Here is a 23251-nt window from a genome sequence, read left to right on the forward strand (position 1 = left end):
GCGGTACGGCCGGGTGGCGCCCCGCCCGGCTGCGTCATTCCCAGAAGAACCGGTAAGGCAGGAACGGCGACGGGCCGAGCCCGGATTCGCCGAGCATGTTGCGCAACCGCATCGCGAAGCCGATGGCGCCGATCACGACGAGTGCGACGATCACGTAGCGGCGCCGGATGCCCGGCACACGCTGCAGCGGCACGAACTGGCAGCTCATCGCGAACAGCACGAGCCACTGGAAACGCAGCCCCGCATAGCTGACCCGCGCAAGCGCGAAGCTCGCGATCTCGCAGGCGAACAGGAACCCGAGCGTGCGCGGCATGCGCGCGAGCAGCGCCCAGCCGGCCACGAGCGTCAGCAGCGCGAGCACGAGCGGCGCGATGCCCGACATCTGCGCCGGCGGAGTGAACGCCGCATAGAGGCCGACCTTCGCGAGCAGCGCGTCGTGATGCATCGCGAACAGCACGCCGCCGATCGCGGCCGCCAGCCCCGCATAGCGCAGCAGACGCAGACGCCGGACCTGCAGCAGCACGACGAGCAGCACCGCCGACACATGCATGCTGGCCGCCGCGGCCGCCAGCGCGATCGACGCACCGCGCCGCCGGTGCGTCCAGGCGTCCGACGCGATCCTGGCCGCGCAGAACGCGAGGCCATAGCGCAGCCCGCTCATCGCCATGTCGTAGAAGAACAGCGGAAAGATCAGCGTGGCGAACACGCACGCGTCCTCGGCGGTCCGCCCGAACGCGACAACACACGTGATGACGATCAGCAGCGACAGGATCGCCGTCGCGATGCGCGGATCGTGGCCGACCCATTCGAGCGTACGCACGAGCCACACGAAGCCGGGCTCGAGCGTACGCGGCACGACCTTCAGGTTGCCGCTCCAGATGCCGGCCACGATGTTCTGGTAAATCGCCGTGTCGGTGCCCGTCCGGCCGCGCAGCACGGCGAACGCGGCGGCCGGCGCAACGCCCGCCGCGAGCCACCGCCATGCGGCCATGCGCGTGCGCATGCCGATCGCGGCGGAGACCAGCATGCACAGGTATCCGCTCAGGTAAATCGTTACTGTCATTGTTATGAATGACCCGCTCGGTGCGTCGGTGCATCGGTGTCGATGCGCGCGCGGCGGGTTCTGGCCCCTACTGTGTGGACGCGCATTGTAGGGGAATGCGCGCCGTGCGGCCGCCGATTTCGTCATCGATCGGCGGGTAGCCGGCGGGAAACGCGCGTCGCGGGCGACCGGCCCGCGACCGCGCTGCGGTCAGGCCGCGATGCGAAAGCGCCCGACCAGCGACTTCAATGCCTGGGCCTGCTCGTCGAGCGCGTTCGCCGCGGCGGCCGCCTGTTCGACGAGTGCCGCGTTCTGCTGGGTGCCTGAGTCCATCTGCGTGACCGCACGGCCGATCTCTTCGATCCCGGCGCTCTGCTCGTCCGATGCCGCGGAAATCTCGCCGATGATGTCGGTCACGCGCTTGACCGCGCGCACGACGTCGCCCATCGTGCGGCCCGCATCGTGCGCGAGCGCCGCGCCGTTCGCGACGCGCTCGACCGACGCGCCGATCAGCGCGCGGATCTCCTTCGCCGCGGTCGCCGCGCGCTGCGCGAGCAGGCGCACCTCGCCCGCGACCACCGAGAAGCCGCGCCCCTGCTCGCCGGCGCGCGCGGCCTCGACTGCCGCGTTCAACGCGAGAATGTTGGTCTGGAACGCGATCCCCTCGATCGTCCCGATGATGTCGCGAATGTTCTTCGCGCTGTCGTCGATCTCGCTCATCGTCGCGACCACCCGCCCGACGACTTCACCGCCCGTCTCCGCGACGGCCGACGCATTGGCCGCGAGCGTGCTCGCCTGGCGCGCATTCTCGGCGTTCTGCCGCACGGTCGACGTGAGCTGCTCCATGCTGGCCGCGGTGCGCTCGAGCGCGACGGCCTGCTGCTCGGTGCGCCGCGACAGGTCGAGGTTGCCGGTCGAGATCTCGCCGGACGCGGACGCGATGGCCTCGGCGCTGACGGCGATCTCGCCGACGGTCGCCGCGAGCCCGGTCTGCATCTCGGCCAGCGCGCGCACCATGCTGTCGCGGTCGTGCCGGCCGAGCGTGATCGGCCGCGTCAGGTCGCCGCGCGCGATGTCCGCGGCGATCGCCTTCGCATGCGCGGGCTCGCCGCCGAGTTGCGACGCGAGGCGGCGCACGACGCGCTCTGCAATCACGATCGCGAGCACGATCAGCGCGGCCGTCATCGCCGCGATCATCGCGAACGACGACGAGAAGATGGTGGCGGACGCATCGAGCGTCGCCTTCGACTTCGCGCCGCGCGTCTTCACGAGGTCGGCGACGAGTTTCTCGAGCTTGCCGGTTTCGACCAGCAGCGACACGTCTTGCGTACCGACCTGCCAGTTCATCTGCGACAGGTCGAGCGGCTGCGCGCGCACCAGCGCGACGAAATCGCGCAGATGCGCGCTCCACGTGCCGACAGCCGTCGAGAACGCGCGCAGCCGCGCCGAATCGTCGGCATCGGCCGGATCGGCGTAGCGCTGCAGCGTGCCGAGCGCCTGCCCGATCGACGCGAGCCCCGCGCCGACCTCGGCGCCCAGTTCGTCGCGCTCCTTCGCGGTGGTGGCGGTCAGCAGCATCTTCTGTGCACGGCTCGCCCGCAGCAGCTCCGCCCGGACCTCCTGCGCCGCGCGGCTCGCGACGTGGCCCTGCTCGTAGACCGAAGCAATCGACGCGTTCAGCCGGCTGATCTGCCACAGCGAAAACACGCCGATCGCGAGCGTGCCGGCCAGCAGGATCGCGAATGCGGCGCGCAAGGTTGACTTGACGGCCCACGGCCGGCGCTCGCGACGCGCCGCTCGCGGGCGCCGTGCGGCGCGACCGGCGGCAACGCGGGGTGCGGCGGCGGCCGCACCTGGCTGCGGATGCAATGATGCTGCTTTCATCGATATATCCCCGTATGGATCACGCTGCCGGAAAGGTCGGTTCCGGCGGTCCGCGACGGCTGGCCATGCCGCGCGTCCTGCGCCCGCACGGCGGGTAGCCGGTGCCGGGCGCGGCGCGCCTGTTGTCATTGGGTTCATCTACGGCCGCCACCGCCGTTTCTTGAGTCCGGTCATACACGGATCCGGGCCCCGGCGCGGCTCCGCGGACAGGCGGACGCGCCGCCAGCGTTATACCCGGTCAAAAAAAACGGCACCGGCCGATCCGTCACATGAATGTCCGATTCGCGATAAAACTTGGCCTGACATTCTCGATACGCCACATTACACTTCTTTGACGCAGCAACGATTCAAAACGCGCCGATCCCCATCAGAGCGCGCCCGTCACCTCAACTCGTTCAGCTCACATGGAAACCAGCCTCGACACCGGAGCCGCCGGCGCAGCCGCCGCCCAGCCGTCCGCGCCACCCGTTGCCCGCACCGTCTATCCGGTGCTCGGCGCGATCAGCTTCTCGCACATGCTCAACGACATGATCCAGTCGTTGATCCTCGCGATCTACCCGATGCTCAAGAGCCAGTTCGCGCTGTCGTTCGCGCAGATCGGCCTGATCACGCTCACCTACCAGATCACCGCGTCGCTGCTGCAGCCGCTCGTCGGCCTCTATACCGACAAGCGCCCGAAGCCGTATTCGCTGCCGGTCGGCATGGGCTTCACGCTTGCGGGGCTGCTGCTGATGTCGGTCGCGCCGAGCTTCCCGGTACTGCTGGTGGCCGCGGCGCTCGTCGGCTGCGGTTCGTCGGTGTTCCATCCTGAATCGTCGCGTGTCGCGCGGATGGCGTCGGGCGGCCAGCACGGGCTCGCGCAGTCGGTGTTCCAGGTCGGCGGCAACGCGGGTTCCGCACTCGGGCCGCTGCTCGCCGCGCTCGTGATCATTCCGCACGGCCAGCACAGCATCGCGTGGTTCTCGGCGGCCGCGCTCGTCGCGATGGTCGTGCTCACGCAGATCGGCCACTGGTACAAGAAGCATCCGTCGATGAAGAAGAAGGCCGTGTCGGCCGGCCACCCGACGCTGTCGCGCGGCCGCGTGATCGGCGCGATCGGCGTGCTGGTGCTGCTCGTGTTCTCGAAGTACTTCTACCTTGCGAGCATCAACAGCTATTTCACGTTCTACCTGATCGACAAGTTCCACCTGTCGGTGCAGGCCGCGCAGATCCACCTGTTCGTGTTCCTCGCGGCCGTGGCGGCCGGCACGCTGATCGGCGGGCCCGTCGGCGACCGGATCGGCCGCAAGTACGTGATCTGGGTATCGATTCTCGGCGTCGCGCCGTTCACGCTGCTGCTGCCGTACGCGAACCTGTTCTGGACGAGCGTGCTGACCGTGATCATCGGCATCGTGCTGGCGTCGGCGTTTGCCGCGATCCTCGTCTACGCGACGGAACTGATGCCCGGCAAGGTCGGGATGGTCGCGGGCCTGTTCTTCGGCTTCGCGTTCGGCCTGGGCGGCGTCGGCGCGGCCGTGCTCGGCCAGCTCGCCGACGCGACGAGCATCCCGTTTGTCTACAAGGTGTGCTCGTTCCTGCCGCTGATCGGCGTGCTGACGGTGTTCCTGCCGAACCTCGAAAGCAGCCGGCGCAAGAAGGCGTGACAAGCCGGCCGCGGCGTGCGCGCCGCGGCCGGTCGACCGGCTTGAAAGGAGAAAACGGCGGCGGCTTCAGGCCGCCGTCGTCGCATGCAGCGTCAGGAAACGCTTGAGGATGCCGGACGAATAGCTGCTCGCGATCGCCGACAGGAAGTGCGAGAACGACTGCGTCGCGTGATCGTCGGCCGTATCGGAGATCGTGCGCACGAGCGCGAACGGCACGTCGTGTTCCGCGCACACCTGCGCGATCGCCGCCCCTTCCATTTCGACCGCGAGCGCGTCCGGCAGCGCATCGCGCAGCGCGACGACCTCGCTCTCGCTCGACACGAACCGGTCGCCGCTGATGATGAGCCCGGCGTGCAGTTGCGCGCCGGCCAGCCCGAAGCGCTCGGCGAACAACGCGCCCTCTTCCGCGACGAACAGCGTGCACGCGGCCCTGAGACGGGTCGTCAGCTCCGCGTCGGTCGCGAAACGCGTGATGCCGAGCAGCGGCACCTCGTAGCGCGGAAAGAGCGGCGACGCGTCGAGGTCGTGCTGCAACAGCGTGTCGGCCACGACGACGTCGCCGACGCGCACCGTGCGCGACACGCCGCCCGCGACGCCGGTGAACACGACACCGGCGACGCCGAACACGTGGATCAGCGCGCTGACCGTCGCGGCGGCCGCGACCTTGCCGACCCGCGCGAGCGTGACGACGCAGGCCGCGCCGTGCACGGTGCCGACGTGATAATCGCGGCGGCCGAGCGTGACCGTCTTCATCGCGCCGTCGGCGCGCATCGCGGCGATCAGGTCGCCGAGTTCCTCGGGCAGCGCGGCCAGAATGCCGAGCGGGCGCGCCGCCGGCGTCACATCCGTGTCGATACCCATCATTCCACCGCCTGCAGTTTCGCGACCGCGAGCGCGAGCCACTTCTCGCCGTGCCGCTTGAACTTCACCTGTGCCTTCGCATCGGTGCCGTTGCCTTCGAGCGCGGTCACCGTGCCTTCGCCGAACTTGGTATGGAACACCTGCTGGCCGACCCGGAAGCCGGTGTCGGCCGCGCGCTGCTTGTTCGCGAACGCGGGCAGCGGCGCGGACACGGCCGCGTCGACGATCTGCTCGCGCCCGCCGCCGCCCGGCCGCGCGAACCAGTCGCGCCCGTACCCGGCGTTGTCCGAACGCCCGCCCCAGCGCGAACCGGCCTCGACCTTCGGCGTCAGCCACTTCAGCACGTGCTCCGGCAGTTCGTCGAAGAAGCGCGAGCGCACGTTGTAGCGCGTCTGGCCATGCAGCATCCGGCTCTGCGCGAACGACAGGTAGAGCCGCTCCTTCGCGCGCGTGATCGCGACATACATCAGCCGTCGCTCCTCCTCGAGGCCGTCCGATTCGAGCACGCTGTTTTCGTGCGGGAACAGCCCTTCCTCGAGGCCCGTGATGAACACGGCCGAGAATTCGAGCCCCTTCGCCGCGTGCACCGTCATCAGCTGCACGGCATCCTGCCCGGCCTGCGCCTGGTTGTCGCCGGCTTCCAGCGACGCATGCGACAGGAAGCCCGCGAGCGGCGTCATCGTGTCGGGGTTCTGCGCCGGGTCGCCGAGCGACGCCGGGTCGAGCACGTCGACCGCGGCATCGTCGGTCGCCGCGCCGAGTTCAGGCGCCGCGATCGCGCCCGCGCGCAGCGGGATCGAGCGGGCCGGCGTATCGAGCCCGTAACCTTCCTCGGCGACGAACGCGGTGGCCGCGTTCACGAGTTCCTGCAAGTTCTCGAGGCGGTCCTGCCCTTCGCGCTCGCCCTGGTAGAAATCGGAAAGGCCGCTCGCGCGCACCACGTACTCGACGGTCTCGGGCAGGTTCATTTGCTGCGTGTCGGCGCGCATCTTCGCGACCAGGTTCGCGAACCCGCCGAGGCTCGTGCCGGCCTTGCCGGTCACGTACGGAATCGCGGCGGCCATCGAGCAGCCGTACAGGCGCGCGGCGTCGGCCAGTTGCTCGATCGAGCGCGCACCGATCCCGCGGGTCGGGAAGTTCACGACCCGCACGAACGCCGTGTCGTCGTTCGGGTTGTCGATCAGGCGCAGATACGCGAGCGCGTGCTTCACTTCCTGCCGCTCGAAGAAGCGCAGGCCGCCGTACACGCGGTACGGGATGCCCGACGACATCAGCGTGTGCTCGATCGACCGCGACTGCGCGTTGCTGCGGTACAGGACGGCCACTTCGCTGCGGGCCATCCCGGTGTTGATCAGCGAGCGGATCTCCTCGACGATCCAGCCGGCTTCCTGCGAATCGGTGCTGGCCTCGTACACGCGCACGGGCTCGCCGTGGCCCGCGTCGGTGCGCAGGTTCTTGCCGAGGCGGTGCGCGTTGTTCGAGATCAGCTGGTTCGCCGCGTCGAGGATGTTGCCGTGCGACCGGTAGTTCTGCTCGAGCTTGATCAGGTTGCGCACGCGGAATTCGTCTTCGAAGTCGCGCATGTTGCCGACGTTCGCGCCGCGGAACGCGTAGATCGACTGATCGTCGTCGCCGACCGCGAAGATCGCGTTCTGGCCGCCCGCGAGCATCTTGAGCCACGCGTACTGCAGCTTGTTGGTGTCCTGGAACTCGTCGACCAGGATGTGCTTGAAGCGCGCCTGGTAGTGCGCGCGCAGCGGCGCGTTGTACGCGAGCAGCTCGTAGCAGCGCAGCAGCAGCTCGGGGAAATCGACGACACCCTCGCGCTGGCACTGCTGGTCGTACGCCTGGTACAGCTCGACGAACTTGCGGTTGAAGCTGTCGGTCGCGTCGACCTTGTCGGGACGCAGCCCCTGCTCCTTCGCGTTGTTGATGAAGTACTGGACGTTCTTCGGCGGGTACTTCTCGTCGTCGACGTTCGCCGCCTTCATCAGCCGCTTGATCGCGGACAGCTGGTCGGCGGTGTCGAGGATCTGGAACGTCTGCGGCAGCCCGGCGTCGCGCCAGTGCGTGCGCAGCATCCGGTTGCAGAGGCCGTGGAACGTGCCGATCCACATCCCGCGCGTGTCGATCGGCATCATTGCCGACAGGCGCGCCATCATCTCGCGCGCGGCCTTGTTCGTGAAGGTGACGGCGAGCACGGTGGGCGGCGACGCGTAGCCCTGCTGGATCAGCCACGCGATGCGCGTGATCAGCACGCGGGTCTTGCCGCTGCCCGCCCCTGCGAGGATCAGCGCCGGTTCGTTCGGCAACGTGACGGCGGCGTGTTGTTCGGGGTTCAGATTGGCGAGCAGATCGGGCATGGAGCGGCAGCGGGCGGGCGAGAAAAATGCGGACCCGACATTATAAGTCGGCCGCGCGCCGCCGTTCCCGATCCGTTCGATCGCGTGTCGCGAGCACGTTGCGGCCGTCTCGTGACGGGCCCGTGCGGGCAAGGCGATGGCTGGCCGATGGGCATCCCCTTATAATTGTCAGATTCGGCATCCAATTCACGCATATTTCGGCAGATTTCCAACATGAGCGACAACACGCTTGCGAAGAGTTTCGAACCCCACACCATCGAAGCCCAATGGGGGCCGGAGTGGGAAAAACGCGGTTATGCCGCCCCGGCGTTCGACCCGGCCCGTCCTGATTTCGCGATCCAGTTGCCGCCGCCGAACGTGACGGGCACGCTGCACATGGGCCACGCGTTCAACCAGACGATCATGGACGGCCTCGCCCGCTACCACCGGATGCTCGGCGAAAACACGCTGTGGGTGCCCGGCACCGACCACGCTGGGATCGCCACCCAGATCGTCGTCGAGCGCCAGCTCGACGCGCAGGGCGTGTCGCGCCATGACCTCGGCCGCGAAAAGTTCGTCGAGCGCGTGTGGGAATGGAAGCAGCAGTCCGGTTCGACGATCACGGGCCAGGTGCGCCGCCTCGGCGCGTCGACCGACTGGTCGCGCGAATACTTCACGATGGACGACAAGATGTCGGCCGCCGTGCGCGACGTGTTCGTCACGCTTTATGAACAGGGCCTGATCTACCGCGGCAAGCGCCTCGTGAACTGGGATCCGGTCCTGCTGACCGCCGTGTCGGATCTCGAAGTCGCGAGCGAAGAGGAAAACGGCCACCTGTGGCACATCCGCTACCCGCTCGTCGACGGCTCCGGCTCGCTGACCGTCGCGACGACGCGTCCCGAGACGATGCTCGGCGACGTCGCGCTGATGGTGCATCCGGAGGACGAGCGCTACGCGCACCTGATCGGCAAGCTCGTCACGCTGCCGCTGACGGGCCGCGAGATCCCGGTGATCGCCGACGACTACGTCGACCGCGAGTTCGGCACGGGCGTCGTGAAGGTCACGCCCGCGCACGATTTCAACGACTACCAGGTCGGCCTGCGCCACAACCTCGCGCCGATCGAGATCCTGACGCTCGACGCGAAGATCAACGACAACGGCCCCGAGCAGTATCGCGGCCTCGACCGCTTCGACGCGCGCAAGGCGATCGTCGCCGACCTCGACGCGCAGGGCTTCCTCGACTCCGTGAAGCCGCACAAGCTGATGGTGCCGCGCGGCGACCGCACGGGCGTCGTGATCGAGCCGATGCTGACCGACCAGTGGTTCGTCGCGATGACGAAGCCGGCACCGGAAGGCACGTTCAACCCGGGCAAGTCGATCACCGAAACGTCGCTCGACGTCGTGCGCGGCGGCCAGATCAAGTTCGTCCCGGAAAACTGGACGACCACCTACTACCAATGGCTCGAGAACATCCAGGACTGGTGCATCTCGCGCCAGCTGTGGTGGGGTCACCAGATTCCCGCGTGGTACGGCGAGAACGGCGAGGTGTTCGTCGCACGCAACGAGGAAGAAGCGCGCGCGCAGGCCGCCGCGAAGGGTTACGCCGGTGCGCTGAAGCGCGACGAAGACGTGCTCGACACGTGGTTCTCGTCGGCGCTCGTGCCGTTCTCGTCGCTCGGCTGGCCGAACGAAACACCTGAACTGCAGCACTTCCTGCCGTCGTCGGTGCTCGTCACGGGCTTCGACATCATCTTCTTCTGGGTCGCCCGGATGGTGATGATGACCACGCACTTCACCGGCAAGGTGCCGTTCCACACCGTCTACGTGCACGGTCTCGTGCGCGACGCGGAAGGCCAGAAGATGTCGAAGAGCAAGGGCAACACGCTCGACCCGATCGATATCGTCGACGGCATCGACCTCGAGACGCTGGTCGCGAAGCGCACGACGGGCCTGATGAACCCGAAGCAGGCCGCGACGATCGAGAAGAAGACGCGCAAGGAATTCCCGGACGGCATCGCCGCGTTCGGCACCGACGCGCTGCGCTTCACGATGGCGTCGATGGCGACGCTCGGCCGCAACGTGAACTTCGACCTCGCGCGCTGCGAAGGCTATCGCAACTTCTGCAACAAGCTGTGGAACGCGACCCGCTTCGTGCTGATGAACTGCGAAGGCCACGACTGCGGCAGCGACAAGCCGGAAGTCTGCGGCGCGGGCGACTGCGGCCCGGGCGGCTACCTCGACTTCTCGGCGGCCGACCGCTGGATCGTGTCGCTGCTGCAGCGCACCGAGGCCGACATCGCGAAGGGCTTCGCCGATTACCGCTTCGACAACGTCGCGACCAGTATCTACAAGTTCGTGTGGGACGAGTACTGCGACTGGTATCTCGAACTCGCGAAGGTGCAGATCCAGAACGGTACGCCGGAACAGCAGCGCGCAACGCGCCGCACGCTGCTGCGCGTGCTCGAAACGGTGCTGCGCCTCGCGCACCCGGTCATCCCGTTCATCACCGAAGCGCTCTGGCAGAAGGTCGCGCCGCTCGCGGGCCGCTATCCGCAAGGCAAGGCCGAGGGCGAAGCGTCGCTGATGACGCAGGCGTATCCGGTCGCCAACCTGCAGAAGATCGACGAGGCGTCCGAGCAATGGGCAGCCGACCTGAAGGCGATCGTCGACGCCTGCCGCAACCTGCGCGGCGAGATGAACCTGTCGCCGGCGACGAAGGTGCCGCTGCTCGCGGCCGGCGATGCCGAGCGCCTGCGCTCGTTCGCGCCGTACGTTCAGGCCCTCGCGCGCCTGTCGGAAGTGCAGATTCTCGCGGACGAGGCAACGCTCGACAAGGAAGCGCACGGCGCGCCGATCGCGATCGTCGGCCCGAACAAGCTGGTGCTGAAGGTGGAAATCGACGTCGCGGCCGAACGCGAGCGCCTGTCGAAGGAAATCGCGCGCCTGACGGGCGAGATCACGAAGTGCAACGCGAAGCTCGGCAACGAGGCATTCGTCGCGAAAGCGCCGCCGGCCGTGGTCGAACAGGAGCAGAAACGCGTCGCGGAATTCCAGAGCACGCTCGAAAAACTGCGTGCGCAGCTCGATCGGTTGCCTGCGTAACAATCGGTAAGGCCGTTTGCGTTCACTATAATGGGGACGTGAACATACATCGTCTGACAAGTCGATTACAGGAATAAAGGTTCGATCATGTTGAAAGTCACCAAGGCGGTATTTCCCGTTGCCGGTCTCGGCACGCGGTTCCTCCCGGCAACGAAGGCGAGCCCGAAGGAAATGCTGCCGGTCGTCGACAAGCCACTGATCCAGTACGCGGTCGAGGAAGCGATTGCCGCCGGCATCACCGAGATGATCTTCGTCACCGGGCGCAGCAAGCGCGCGATCGAGGATCACTTCGACAAGTCGTACGAGGTCGAGGCGGAACTCGAGGCACGCGGCAAGGAAAAGCTGCTCGAGCTCGTGCGCAGCATCAAGCCGAGCCATGTCGACTGCTTCTACGTGCGCCAGCCGGAAGCGCTCGGCCTCGGCCATGCGGTGCTGTGCGCGGAAAAGCTTGTCGCCGACAACCCGTTCGCGGTGATCCTCGCCGACGACCTGCTCGATGGCAACCCGCCCGTGATGAAGCAGATGGTCGATGTGTTCGACCACTATCACAGCTCGGTGATCGGCGTCGAAGAGATCCCGCCGTCGGAGACGAAGTCGTACGGGATCGTCGACGGCAAGGAATGGGAAGAGTCGATCGTGAAGATGTCGGCGATCGTCGAGAAGCCGGCACCGGAAGTCGCGCCGTCGAACCTCGGCGTGGTCGGTCGTTACATCCTGAAGCCGCGGATCTTCCAACACCTGCGCGCGCTGAAGCCCGGCGCGGGCGGCGAACTGCAGCTCACCGACGCGATCCAGGCGCTGCTCACCGATGAACAGGTGCTGGCCTACAAGTACCAGGGCACGCGCTACGACTGCGGCAGCAAGCTCGGCTACCTGAAGGCGACGGTCGAATTCGCGCTGCGCCACCCGGAAGTCAGTGCGGAATTCGAAGCCTACCTGCGCACGCGCGGCGGCACGCATCCGGCCGCCTGAACGCGGCAAGGGCTCGGCCCCGGCGGGCCCGCCCTCACCTCACCGGCCGACGCTTTAGCGCGCTTCGGCCGGCTTCACCGAGACGACGCCCGGCATTGCGCCCGCGTCGTCTTTTTTCGTCTTGACGAGCCAGCCGCCGCCGGCGCCGTACGGCACCTTCGCGAGCGCGCTCTTCACGAGTGCCGGCGCGGCCTGCTGCGTGCCGGGATCGCGATCGCGCAGCGCGGCCGACACGCGGTAGACGTCGGCACCCGATTTCGCATCGACGAAACGCAGCGTCAGCACGTGGCGATACACGGTGCCCATGAACGGCAGCGCGAACGGCGCCGGCCCGTCGACCGTCACGCACGCGCTGCTCGCGGCGCCGCACCGGTCGGCGCTCGCCGCGACCGAGGCCGGCTGCGTGGCATACGCGATCGACAGCCGGTAGCGCGCGGCCGCGAGCGGCTGCGCGTCGAAGCCGCGGCGCACGAGTTCGTCGCGCACGAGCGTCTCGATCTGCCGGTATTCCGCATCATTGGCCTGCGCGGCCGTCCGCACGAAATCGTAACCGTGCGCGCCGGATGCAAACGCATTCGGCTGCCCGACCGCACTCACGCCGCTCGTCACGCCGGCGCAACCCGCCAACAGCGACGCCGCAAGCGCGGCCGCTGCCCATTGCTTTCTCATGGCTTTCCCCAAATGCCTGCCGTCGCGCCCGGCCCTGTCAGGCGGACGGCTCGTCGATCGAGGGCAGCGACACCGTCACCGCGGTGCCGACCCCCACTTCGCTGTCGACCGTCACGCTGCCCCCATGGCGCGTGACAACCGTCTTCACGAATGCCATGCCGAGCCCGGAACCCGAAATCTCGGGCCGCTCGCCGGCGTGGAATCGCTTGAAACGTTCGAACAGATGCCGCTGATCTTCCGGCGCAATGCCGTACCCCTGATCGCGAATCGTACAGAACATCCGCTTCGACGCGTGCTCGACCGTCAGCGTACACGCGATCACGGTGTCGGACGGACTGTATTTGACCGCATTGTTCATCAGGTTCACGAAGGCGCGCGTGATCAGCGAGCGATCCGCGCGCACCCAGCACATGTCGGCGCCGACCTCGGTGTCGATGCGGATGTGCTTCGCCTGCGCCTGCGGCCACACCTCGTCGCTCGCATCGATCAGCACGTCGACGAGGCTCGTCACTTCGAACTGGTACGCCTGCGACTCCGCGCGCGCCAACTGCACGAACTCGTCGGCGAGCGACAGCGCGCGGTGCGCATAGCGCTCGATCCGCGCGAGCAGCCCACGCGTCGCGTCGGTCTCGACGCGGTCGCGCTCGATCTCGACGAGCGCGAGAATCGAAGCCTGCGGCGAGCGCATGTCGTGCGACAGCAGGTGCAGCGCTTCCTCGCGATGCCGCTCGGCCGCATGCAGTTCGGTCACGTCGACGAGGCCGGCAATCCAGCCCGTCACGCGGCCCTGCGCGTTCGTACAAGCCGCGTAGCGTAACAGATGGTCGAGGCCGTCGCGATCGCGCACCTCGATGCCGCGCGCCATTGCGTCGTGCTCGGCCTCGAGCGTCGGGTCGAGCGCGGCCGGCCAGTGCTCGCCGATCGCCGCGTCGTGCTCGGCGTTGCCGTCGACGGTCTTCATGAACGTCAACTCGCCGAGCGCGGTGCGCAGCGGCCGCCCTTCCGGCAACGGCAGCGCGAGCCGCGACCCGTAGCGCTTCGCCGCATGGTTCGCGATCAGCACCGTACCGGCCAGGTCGGTCACGAAGATCGGTTCCGGCATGCTGTCGAGGCTGTCCCACACGAAGCGCTTCATGTCCTGCACGCGCTGCGCGGCTTGCGCCATCAGCGCCATCTGCCGCTCGAGCACGTCGCCGCCGACGCTGCGCGTGCGCGGCGCCTCGGGCAGCAGGTGCGGCTCGTCGGCGAGCCGCTGCAGCTCGCGGCGCAGGTACGACATCGTCATTTCCAGGCGCCGCCAGTTCCAGATCGGGTAGACGGCGATCAGCCCGAAGATCGCGGGCGCCGGCGACAGCCAGATGCGCGCCTCGAACAGCAGCGCCGTGCTCGCGACCACGGCGAGCGCGGCGAGGCTCAGCGTCAGCAGCAGCGCGCGCCACGGCGACAGCATCAGGAAGCCGCCCAGCAGCGCGGCGAGCGGCAGCAGCGACGCGGCGAACAGTCCCAGGCGCGACGCGGGCGAGATCGCGCTGCCGGTCGCCAGCATGTCGAGCACGTTGGCATGGATGTACACGCCGGCGAGCGGGCCGAAATCGCCGGACACGGGCGTCGCGAAGCGGTCGTACAGCCCCGACGCCGTCACGCCGACGACGACGATCTTGCCGCGCAGCGCGTCGGGCTTCACGCGCCCTTCGAGCACGTCATCGAACGACAGCGTCGGATAGGCGGGCGTGTTGCGGCTGAACGGGATCAGGTAGCGGCCCTCGCCGGCCGCGTCGCGCGACAGGTCGTGCGCACCCGCGCCCGGCGCGCCGCCGGCCAGATGCAGCCGGCCGCCCTGGATCGCGCGATAGACGGGCACCATCAGTTGCGGCCAGCGCACGCGGCCGTCGCTTTCGAACAGCGCGACGCTGCGCACGATGCCGTCGCGATCGACTTCGAGGTTGATGTGGCCGAGCCCCATCGCACGCGCCGCGAGCGCGGCCACCGGCGGATCGACGGTGCGCGTGCCGTCCGCCTGCTCGGGGCTCAGCAACACCGGCAGGAAGGTCGGCACGTGGGTCATCGCGTCCGCGAACGCGCGATCCTGCGGCGACGGTTCGGTAAACAGCACGTCGTAGACGACGGCGGACGGCTGCGCGCGGGCCAGCGTGTCGAGCAGCCGCGCATGCACGTCGCGCGACCACGGCCAGCGGCCGAGCGCCGATACACTCTGGTTGTCGATGTCGACGACGACCACGTCGGGCGACAGCGGCAGGCTGCGCAGCATCAGCAGCCGGTCGTAGATCAGCCCGTCGACGCTCGACGACAGGCGGCCGAGCGCACACGCAAGAATCACCGCGATCCCGAGGCAGCCGATCGCGATCCATTCGATCAGGAAGCGGCGGCCGAGATGCCGCCGCGGGGAAACGGAGTCGGGTTTCATGCGCCGCGGATCAGCGCGACAGCGTGAACGCGCTGACCGGACTGGTCTTCTCGTAGAACTTGCCGCCTTCGTATTCCTCGACGGTCACGGCCCAGTAGTAGTCGCCGGGCGGCAGGTGCGCGATCGTGATCTTGCGCGCCTGCAGGCCGACCTGGTCGACGACCGGCGCGCTCAGATCCTTCGAACGCGACAGCACGAACCGGTAGCGCGCATCCTTGCCCGAACCGTTCGGCGACCAGCGGAATTCGTAGCCGCCCGCGCCGGGCGACGCACTCGCGTCGAGCCCCATCAGGCGCCGCTCGAACGCATAGATGCGCGGTACGCCTTCGAGACCGTTCTCGTCGATCGCGGCCACCCGCACGAAATACGTGCCGTTCGGCACGTCGCGGAACACCGCGTGCGACGAGACGGTGCGCGTTTCGCGGAACGGGTCCAGCATCCCCGCGTCGTGCGCGATCTGCAGGTGGTACGCATGCGCCTGTGCGAGCGGCGCGACGTCGAACGCGACGTCGGGCTCGTCCTGCACCTTGTCGGGATGCGCGAGCGCCGGTGCGGCCAGCAGTTCGACGGGCGCACCGACCGCGCCGGACGACGTCGCGACGCTGCCGAAGTTCGCATGCACGAGTGTCGGGTCGGCCGCCGGCCGGTGACCCGCGACGCCGACGGTGCCGTCGAGCACTTCGACGCGCGTCGACGCATTGCCGGCCGCGTCGTAGTTCACGCGAAAACGCGTGCCGCGCACGCCGGCGACGACCGACGGCGAACGGATCTGGAAGCGGTCGTCGCGTTTCTTCAGATGAGTGACTTCGCTTTCGACCGAGCCGCGCGTGAGTTCGAACTCGCGATCGAGCGTGCCGGTCAGCACGGTGCGGCGTAGCGACTTCAGGTCGAGCTGGCTGTCGGGCGGCAGGCTCATGTGCGTGCCGTCGGTCAGCTCGAGCGTGACGAAACCGTTCGGGCCGGTGCGCACGCGGTCACCCTCGGCGAGCGTCGCATCGTTCGCGAGCGGCGCGTAAGCGCCGCCGGACGCGCGTTCGGCCGTGCCCTGCACCGCGACGACGCGCGCGGTCAGCTTTTCCTTGCGCAGCCGCGCGACCGGCAGCTTCAGCGCGACGCCGGGCTGCAGGTGCTTCGGCGCGGGCACGCCGTTGATCCGCTGGAGCAGTTGCCAGTCGTCCGCGCCCTGCAGGTAGCGCGCGGCGACGTCGTACAGCGTGTCGCCCGCCTGCGTGCGGTAGACCACCATCTTGCCGGCGTCGGCATGCGGCTGCGCAGCCGCATGTTGCGCGGCGAACGCGAACGCGACCGCGCAGGCCGTGCGCAGCGCCACCGTGCGCAGGTTCGCCGTGCGCTGCGTGACGCCCGCGATCACTCCGGTTCTCCCTGGCCGACCCGCTCGAGCCGGTAGCCGTAACCGTAGATCGGCGCGAGGCGATAGCCGTTTTCGGGTCGCAGGCCGAGCTTGGTGCGCAGCATCGAGATGTGCGTATCCATCGTGCGCGACGGAATGTCGGTCGCCTGCTTCCACACGAGATCGAGAATGTGCGCGCGCGACAGCGGACGGTCGAGATGCTGGAACAGCAGCAGCGCGAGTTCGAATTCCTTCTGCGTGAGGCTCACCGCCTTGTCGCCGACGTACGCCTGCTTCAGGTTCACGTCGAAACGGAACTGGTCGAACTCGCGAACGGTCGCCTCGGCATTGACCGGATAGGCGCGGCGCAGCAGCGAGCCGATGCGCGCGCGCAGGATCGGGCCCGAGACGGGCTTGACCACGTAATCGTCGGCGCCGGCGTTGAGAATCTGCGTGATCCCCGCTTCGTCGTCGCGACTCGTCATGAAGATGATCGGCAGGCTGTGCTCGGTCTGATTGGCGCGCACCCACTTCAGCACTTCCTCGCCTGACATGTCGGGCACGTTCCAGTCGAGCACCAGCAGATCGAACGTCTCGCGCTGCAGACGCTTCTTCAGGGCCTTGCCTTCCTTGAACGCATAGCACGTATGGCCAACGGCCGTCAGCGTTTGACTGACGAAATCCGTCTGGGCCGGATCGTCATCCAGTACAGCAATTCTCATAGCACCCCGCAAATCAAAAGCGATTCGTCCAGTTCAGCTCCCCGCGCCCACCCCGCCGCGCAGCACGTGCGCGGATTCCGGATACCGGCCGGTGAGCCGTCGTTCGCCGCTCGCGCCAACTGCGCAAACCGGCGACCCCGGCTAAATATCTCAAAAACGGGGCACGGACGAACCGGCGATTTCATCATAGTAGTATGAAATTCGCCAAGAAATTGCGCGGACTACCGTCCTTTTTCGAATAATCCTTCCCGTCGTTCAATCGGACGCCTAGTCGGCGCCCGCGATGCCGGCTACCGGCTCGGCGAAATCGTCGGCCGTCACCCGGTGCGACAGCGGTTCCGGCGGCGCCGGTTGCGCGAGCATCCGCTGCAACTGGCCGCGCACGCGTTCCCACGCGCTGGCCGCGTAGTCGGGCTGGCCCGCCGCCCACGCCTGCGCCAGATCGAACACCCGCTCGATCGTCGCACCGCAGTAGGTCGGGCCCGAGCCGTCGTCCTGCGCGGCATCGCGCAGCCGTTCGTCGAGCCACTCGGCCAGCCACGGCATCTCGGCCGCGGCCGAATCCGCGTAGGCCTCCAGCGCGGCACGCGCGTGGCGATCCTGTTGCGGATCGAGCTCGATACGGCTCAGCTCCGACGCGCGCACAGGCGCGATGCATCCCGCTTCGGATGGACTTCGAATGGTCCCTGGTCTGAAGGACATGTCCTCTCCCCGTTTGTACGACGGTAGCGTCAGGCATGGCCCCCGTGCCCGCCCTGTGACGTACCGTGGCCGGTGCCTCCGCTGCGAGCGGATGACCGGCCGCGTCAGTATACGCAGCAGGCAACGAAGCGAGGTTTAAGAATTGTCAGAGGCGCGGCCGGCCGGCGCCGGGCGCGGCGGACACGCGATGCGGGCCGTCAGCGGCGGCGCATCAGGAACACGAAGGTCTTGTCCTGCGTCGTCGATTCGACGATCTCGTTGCCCGTCTGCTTCGCGAACGCGGCGAAATCGCGCTGCGAACCCGGATCGGTCGCGAGCACCTTGAGGATCTGCCCGCTTTCCATATCGGCAAGCGCTTTCTTGGCACGCAGGATCGGCAACGGGCAATTAAGCCCGCGCGCGTCCACTTCCTTGTGAATCTGCATCGGCTGTCGACCTTCGAATGACGCGCCACACGCGGCGCGGGAGGAAGCAGCGATTTTACCGCAGCGCCGCCGCGGCCGCCCGGGCGGCCGCGGCCCGGCGCCCGCGGGCACCGGCGTCACGTGCCGGAAAAGCCGCCCGCGAGCCGTTCGCGCAAGTGCCGCACGAGCGCGCGCACCGCGCTCGGCACGACCGGGCTGTACGGACGGATCGCGAAAATGTGGTCGCCGAACGCGCCCGACGGCCGCCAGCCGTCGAGCAGCGCGACGAGCCGGCCGGCGTCGAGATCGCGCCGCGCGCTGAAATCCGGCAGCAGCGCGATGCCGAGCCCGCCGAGCGCGGCCTCGCGCATCGCCTCGCTGTTGTTCGCCGCGAAACTGCCGCGCACCGGCACGCTCACGCGCTGGCGCCGCCGGCCGTCCGGCTCGAAGCTCCATGCGGCCGGCTCGTTGTCGCGCAGGTAGCACAGGCAGCTGTGATCGACGAGTTCGCTCGGGTGCCTCGGCGCGCCGCGCGCGTCGAGATAGTCGCGGCTCGCGACGAGCAGCGAGCGCGTGTCGCACAGCTTCCACGCGACGTGGGTCTGCGGCGCGATGGTGGTATGGCGGATCGCGAGGTCGAAACCCTCCTGCGTCAGCGAATGCAGCCGGTCCGACAGGTCGAGCTCGATGTGCACGCCAGGATGCTGCCGCAGGAAATCGGGCAGATGCGGCACGACCTGCTGGCGCCCGAGCGCGACCGGTGCCGTCACGCGCAGCAGGCCGCGCGGCTCGCCGGCGAGATCCTTCACGCGCGCGAAATGCTGCCCGATCGACTCGAACGCGTCGCGCGTGCTGTCGACGAGCGTCTGGCCCGCATCGGTGAGCCGCACGCTGCGCGTCGTGCGGCGCACGAGCGGCACGCCGGCCGCCTTTTCGAGATCGGCGATGCGCTGGCTCATCGCGGCCTTGCTGATGCCGAGCCGCTGCGCGGCGGCCGTGAAACTGCCGGCCGCGGCCAATACCGTCAGCGAATGGATATGCGGCCAGAGCGCCTGGACATTTTGCTGATTCATCCATCGATTATTCAGAATTCTGAACAGTGAATCAAGTTGCGCGGTCTTCTCCCGCCCTGCCGGTTTCCCTAGACTAGGTTCCGTTCCCCCTCATCCCCAGGAGACACGATGAATCCGGTTCCCGCGTATACGTCCGATGCCGACGTCGGCCACTATGTCGACGGCGCGCCCGTTGCCGGCCGCAGCGGCCGCTTCCAGGACGTCCTCAACCCGGCGCTCGGCCGCGCGGTGCGCCGCGTGGCGCTCGCCGACGACAGCGAAGTGCAGCAGGCCGTCGCCTCCGCCCACGCCGCGTTCCCGGCCTGGGCCGCGACGCCGCCGATCCGTCGCGCGCGCGTGCTGCACCGCTTCCTGCAGCTGATGAACGAGCACCAGGACACGCTCGCGGCGATCATCACGGCCGAGCACGGCAAGGTGTTCTCCGACGCGCAGGGCGAAGTCGCGCGCGGCATCGACATCATCGAATTCGCGTGCGGCGTGCCGCAGCTCCTGAAGGGCGATTTCACCGACCAGGTCAGCACCGGCATCGACAACTGGACGATGCGCCAGCCGCTCGGCGTCGTCGCGGGCATCACGCCGTTCAACTTCCCGTGCATGGTGCCGTGCTGGATGTTCCCGGTCGCGATCGCGACGGGCAACACGTTCGTGCTGAAGCCGAGCGAGCGCGACCCGTCGGCGGCATTGTTCATCGCCGACCTGCTCACGCAGGCCGGGCTGCCGGCCGGCGTGTTCAACGTCGTGCAGGGCGACAAGGGCGCGGTCGACGCGCTGCTCGACCACCCGGACGTGCAGGCCGTGAGCTTCGTCGGCTCGACGCCGATCGCGGCCTACGTGCAGCAGCGCGCGGTGCAGTCCGGCAAGCGCGTACAGGCGCTCGGCGGCGCGAAGAACCATCTGGTCGTGATGCCCGATGCGAACATCGAGCAGGCCGTCGACGCGCTGATCGGCGCCGCGTACGGCTCGGCCGGCGAGCGCTGCATGGCGATCAGCGTCGCAGTGCTGGTCGGCGACGTCGCGGACAAGATCGTGCCGGCCGTGGCCGAGCGCGCGCGCAAGCTGGTGATCGGCGACGGCATGTCGCCGGAAGTCGAGATGGGCCCGATCGTCACCGGCGAAGCGCTGAAGCGCATCGAAGGTTATATCGAGCAAGGCGTGAGCGAAGGCGCGCAACTGGTGGTCGACGGCCGCGGGCTGCGCGTGCCGGGCCGCGAAGCAGGCTTCTTCACCGGCGGCACGCTGTTCGACCACGTGACGCCCGACATGCGGATCTACCAGGAAGAAATCTTCGGGCCCGTACTCGGCTGCGTGCGCGTGAAGGATTTCGGCGAAGCGGTCGACCTGATCAACGCGCACGAGTTCGGCAACGGCGTGTCGTGCTTCACGAGCGACGGCGGTATCGCGCGCGAATTCGCGCGGCGCATCCAGGTCGGGATGGTCGGCATCAACGTGCCGATTCCGGTGCCGATGGCGTGGCATGGCTTCGGCGGCTGGAAGAAGAGCCTGTTCGGCGACATGCACGCGTACGGCGAGGAAGGCGTGCGTTTCTATACGCGCCAGAAGTCGGTGATGCAGCGCTGGTCGTCGAGCATCGGCAAGGGCGCCGAATTCGCGATGCCGACCGCGAAGTAAGCCAGGCGGTACGCCGCCCGCCGATCGATTGCGCGGGCGGTGTGCCGGTAGAACCCGTAACCCGTCAGCCGGCTTTGGTGCCGTGCGCACCGTCCGCGGTCGGTAGGTACGACAGTTCGAGCCGGTACGCGAGCGCGACGAACAGGCTCTGCGCGAGGCCCATCGTGGCCGTCAGCGCGCGGAAGCCGAACGTCTCGCTGTCCTGCACCATCAGCGTCACCTCGGCCTCCCGCGCGAGCGGGCTCATCCGGCTGTCGGTGATCGCGATCAGGCGCGCGCCGCGCTGCACGGCCTGCTGCGCGACCTGCACGGTCTCGTCCGCATACGGCATGAACGAGATGACGATCATCACGTCGCCCTTGCGCACCGACCGGATCTGCCCGAGATGCATGCTGCCGAGCGCGCTGAACAGCCCGATGCGCTTGTCGGTGTGCTGCAGCGCATAGTCGAGATACACGGCGATCGGAAACGCGCGCCGCGAGCCCGCGATCCAGATGGCCTGCGTGTCGGCGAGCAGGTCGACGGCCTGCGCGAGCGCCTGCGGGTCGAGCGTCTGCCGCAGCTGCTGCATCCCGGCAATGCTGCCCTTGATGAATTCGTCGGCGATCTGCTCGGGCTGCAGGCTCGACGAGCCCGATTCGATCACGTCGCGCAACCGCAGGTTGTATGCGCGCCCCGGCGCGATCTGCTGCGCGAGCCCTTCGCGGAACACCCGCTGCATCTCGGAGAAGCCGGAGAAGCCGAAATGCTTCGCGAAGCGCACGACTGCGGACGGCTGGACGCCGCACGCCTCCGCGAGCGACTGGATGCCTTCCAGCCCAAGTTGGTCCCGATGGGTTTCCACGTGGCGCGCAATGACCTTCAGGCGATTGCTGAGGCCGTCGTATTCCTGCGTCAGATGCTGCAGGAACTGCTCGACGGTGGCGGGAGGTTTCTCGGATGAACTCATCGGATAGCGCGAAGTTGACGGCCCCGATGCGCGCGCGATACGGACGGACGCGGCCCGGGACTCACCTGGATACATGCGTGAAGGGCGAATTTAATCACGTTTGCGGCACGGCCCGCGCCGCGCGGTTCGCTCCCACGCGCTCGATCATCACTTGCACACGCTCCACGGCAGGACTGGAAGCGATTGTCCAACGCTCTCGCGGCGTCGTAAAGATTAGGGCGTCTACCGAGTGCCCATCGAGGCCGGCTGCCGGTGCGAAGCGGTACGCAGCGCCGCAGCCGGCCCGTCGGGTTCGACTCAGCGATAGTCGACCCACACGCTGCCCGCGTCGGCGGAACGCACGCAGTTCTCGACCCACCGAACGCCCTCGACGCCCGCGTGGACGTCCGGAAAGCGGATCGACTTCAACGCCGCGGCGTCGCCGCGATCGGCCGCGTCCATCGCGAGCGCGAAGCGCTGGTATAGGTTCGACCAGGCCTCGAACAGCCCTTCCGGATGCCCGGCGCCGATGCGATCCTCGCGCAATGCGTGCGGATGCAGATAACCCATCCCGCGATCGAGCACCTGCGCGGGCTGCCCCTGCACTTCGTAGCGCAACTGGTTCGGATGTTCGTCCCACCATTCGACGCTCGCCTTCGAGCCGATCACCCTCACCTTCTGGCTGTGCATCGAGCCGGCGTTCACCGCGCTCGACCACACGTAGCCGATCGCGCCCGATTCGTACTCCATGATCGTGAACGCGTTGTCCTCGAGCGGCGCGCGGCTCTTCACGAAGCTCTGCCGCGAACACATCAGCCGCCGGATCTTCAGCTCGGGCGCCATCACCTCGGAGATGTACAGCGGATGCGTGCCGATATCGCCGAGCACGTAGCTCGGGCCCGCGAACTTCGGGTCGACGCGCCAGCGCGCGGCCGCGCTCGCGGCCTCGACACCCTCGCTGTGGAACCCGTGCGCGAACTGCATCTGCACGATGCGGATCTCGCCGAGATCGCCGCGCGCGATCATCTCGCGCGCCTGTTCGATCATCTGGTGACCCGAGTAGCCGTATGCGACACCGACGATCCGATTCTTCTCGACCGACAGGCGCTGCAGCGTCTCGGCCTCCTCGGTCGTGAAGCACAGCGGCTTCTCGCAGACCACGTGCAGCCCCGCGTTCAGCGCGGCGCGGCAGATCTCGAAGTGCGTGTTGTTCGGCGTCGCGATCGACACCGCGCGGATGCCGTCCGGGTGGCGCGCCTCGGCCTCGAACATCGTCGCGTAGTCGGGATAACAACGGTCCGCCGCGACGCCGAGCTTCACGCCGAACTGGCGGCCGCGCTCGGGATCGATGTCGAACGCGCCGGCAACCAGCTGGAAGCTGCCGTCGCGCAACGCGGCCGACCGGTGGCTGTAGCCGATCTGGCTGCCGAGCCCGCCGCCGACCATGCCCCAGCGAATCGAATGTCCAAGCAGAATCTGTCCGTCAATCATGATGGTGGTGT

General features: G+C 68.1%; 17 protein-coding genes. 4 read left to right on the forward strand and 13 right to left on the reverse strand.

Annotated elements, in window-relative coordinates; translation table 11 throughout:
* Positions 1 to 34: 34 nt before the first annotated feature.
* Both VL15_RS06455 and VL15_RS06460 read right to left on the reverse strand, forming a co-directional pair.
* Entirely contained in the window at positions 35 to 1027 is a 993-nt protein-coding gene (locus tag VL15_RS06455; protein ID WP_048244100.1) for an EpsG family protein, read from the reverse strand.
* A 225-nt stretch (positions 1028 to 1252) separates the two neighbouring features.
* A complete protein-coding gene (locus VL15_RS06460) occupies positions 1253 to 2926 on the reverse strand; it encodes a methyl-accepting chemotaxis protein (protein WP_048244102.1) in 1674 nt (557 codons plus the stop codon).
* Between the two features lie 404 nt (positions 2927 to 3330).
* On the opposite strand from VL15_RS06460, the gene VL15_RS06465 reads away from it, so the two are divergent.
* Complete coding sequence (locus VL15_RS06465) at positions 3331 to 4569, forward strand: MFS transporter (protein ID WP_048244105.1); 1239 nt, start codon at positions 3331 to 3333, stop codon at positions 4567 to 4569.
* 66 nt (positions 4570 to 4635) lie between these two features.
* Here the strand turns inward: VL15_RS06465 and VL15_RS06470 are convergent, their stop codons facing one another.
* Complete coding sequence (locus VL15_RS06470; RefSeq protein WP_048244107.1) at positions 4636 to 5433, reverse strand: 5'-methylthioadenosine/adenosylhomocysteine nucleosidase; 798 nt, start codon at positions 5431 to 5433, stop codon at positions 4636 to 4638.
* Positions 5430 to 7793, reverse strand: a complete 2364-nt coding sequence (locus VL15_RS06475) for a UvrD-helicase domain-containing protein (RefSeq protein ID WP_048244108.1) — start codon at positions 7791 to 7793, stop codon at positions 5430 to 5432. The genes VL15_RS06470 and VL15_RS06475 overlap by 4 nt, the downstream gene beginning before the upstream one ends.
* A gap of 213 nt (positions 7794 to 8006) precedes the next feature.
* On the opposite strand from VL15_RS06475, the gene VL15_RS06480 reads away from it, so the two are divergent.
* Together VL15_RS06480 and galU are read left to right on the forward strand one after the other, a co-directional pair.
* Positions 8007 to 10874, forward strand: coding sequence for a valine--tRNA ligase (locus VL15_RS06480; RefSeq protein WP_048244110.1), 2868 nt, complete (start codon positions 8007 to 8009; stop codon positions 10872 to 10874).
* A gap of 87 nt (positions 10875 to 10961) precedes the next feature.
* Positions 10962 to 11846, forward strand: coding sequence for a UTP--glucose-1-phosphate uridylyltransferase GalU (gene galU / locus VL15_RS06485; protein WP_048244112.1), 885 nt, complete (start codon positions 10962 to 10964; stop codon positions 11844 to 11846).
* Between the two features lie 54 nt (positions 11847 to 11900).
* On the opposite strand, the gene VL15_RS06490 is transcribed toward galU, so the two are convergent.
* From VL15_RS06490 to VL15_RS06520, 7 genes are all read right to left on the reverse strand, one after another.
* The gene (locus tag VL15_RS06490) at positions 11901 to 12515 is read right to left on the reverse strand and encodes a DUF4136 domain-containing protein (protein ID WP_048244114.1); all 615 of its coding nucleotides are present in this window, start codon (positions 12513 to 12515) and stop codon (positions 11901 to 11903) included.
* Positions 12516 to 12552: 37 nt separating this feature from the next.
* Entirely contained in the window at positions 12553 to 14940 is a 2388-nt protein-coding gene (locus VL15_RS06495; protein ID WP_048244117.1) for a CHASE2 domain-containing protein, read from the reverse strand.
* Between the two features lie 10 nt (positions 14941 to 14950).
* Entirely contained in the window at positions 14951 to 16312 is a 1362-nt protein-coding gene (locus VL15_RS06500; protein WP_048244119.1) for a FecR family protein, read from the reverse strand.
* Positions 16309 to 17013 carry a response regulator transcription factor gene (locus VL15_RS06505; RefSeq protein ID WP_006490421.1) on the reverse strand — a complete coding sequence of 235 codons (705 nt, stop codon included), beginning with the start codon at positions 17011 to 17013 and terminating at the stop codon, positions 16309 to 16311. Before VL15_RS06505 ends, VL15_RS06500 begins: the two co-directional genes overlap by 4 nt.
* Before the next feature lie 267 nt (positions 17014 to 17280).
* Complete coding sequence (locus tag VL15_RS06510; RefSeq protein ID WP_048244121.1) at positions 17281 to 17715, reverse strand: hypothetical protein; 435 nt, start codon at positions 17713 to 17715, stop codon at positions 17281 to 17283.
* A 197-nt stretch (positions 17716 to 17912) separates the two neighbouring features.
* Positions 17913 to 18140 (reverse strand): sulfurtransferase TusA family protein, encoded by a 228-nt coding sequence (locus tag VL15_RS06515; protein WP_006402122.1) that lies wholly within the window; start codon positions 18138 to 18140, stop codon positions 17913 to 17915.
* A 116-nt stretch (positions 18141 to 18256) separates the two neighbouring features.
* Positions 18257 to 19192, reverse strand: coding sequence for a LysR family transcriptional regulator (locus VL15_RS06520; protein WP_048244123.1), 936 nt, complete (start codon positions 19190 to 19192; stop codon positions 18257 to 18259).
* A 108-nt stretch (positions 19193 to 19300) separates the two neighbouring features.
* Between VL15_RS06520 and VL15_RS06525 the strand changes: the two genes are divergently transcribed.
* The gene (locus VL15_RS06525) at positions 19301 to 20821 is read left to right on the forward strand and encodes a CoA-acylating methylmalonate-semialdehyde dehydrogenase (protein ID WP_048244125.1); all 1521 of its coding nucleotides are present in this window, start codon (positions 19301 to 19303) and stop codon (positions 20819 to 20821) included.
* Positions 20822 to 20885: 64 nt separating this feature from the next.
* On the opposite strand, the gene VL15_RS06530 is transcribed toward VL15_RS06525, so the two are convergent.
* Both VL15_RS06530 and VL15_RS06535 read right to left on the reverse strand, forming a co-directional pair.
* Positions 20886 to 21770 carry a MurR/RpiR family transcriptional regulator gene (locus tag VL15_RS06530; RefSeq protein ID WP_048244127.1) on the reverse strand — a complete coding sequence of 295 codons (885 nt, stop codon included), beginning with the start codon at positions 21768 to 21770 and terminating at the stop codon, positions 20886 to 20888.
* 297 nt (positions 21771 to 22067) lie between these two features.
* A complete protein-coding gene (locus VL15_RS06535) occupies positions 22068 to 23240 on the reverse strand; it encodes a Gfo/Idh/MocA family protein (protein WP_048244128.1) in 1173 nt (390 codons plus the stop codon).
* Positions 23241 to 23251 lie beyond the last annotated feature (11 nt).

The sequence above is a fragment of the Burkholderia cepacia genome (assembly GCF_001039005.1).
Lineage (GTDB): Bacteria > Pseudomonadota > Gammaproteobacteria > Burkholderiales > Burkholderiaceae > Burkholderia > Burkholderia theae.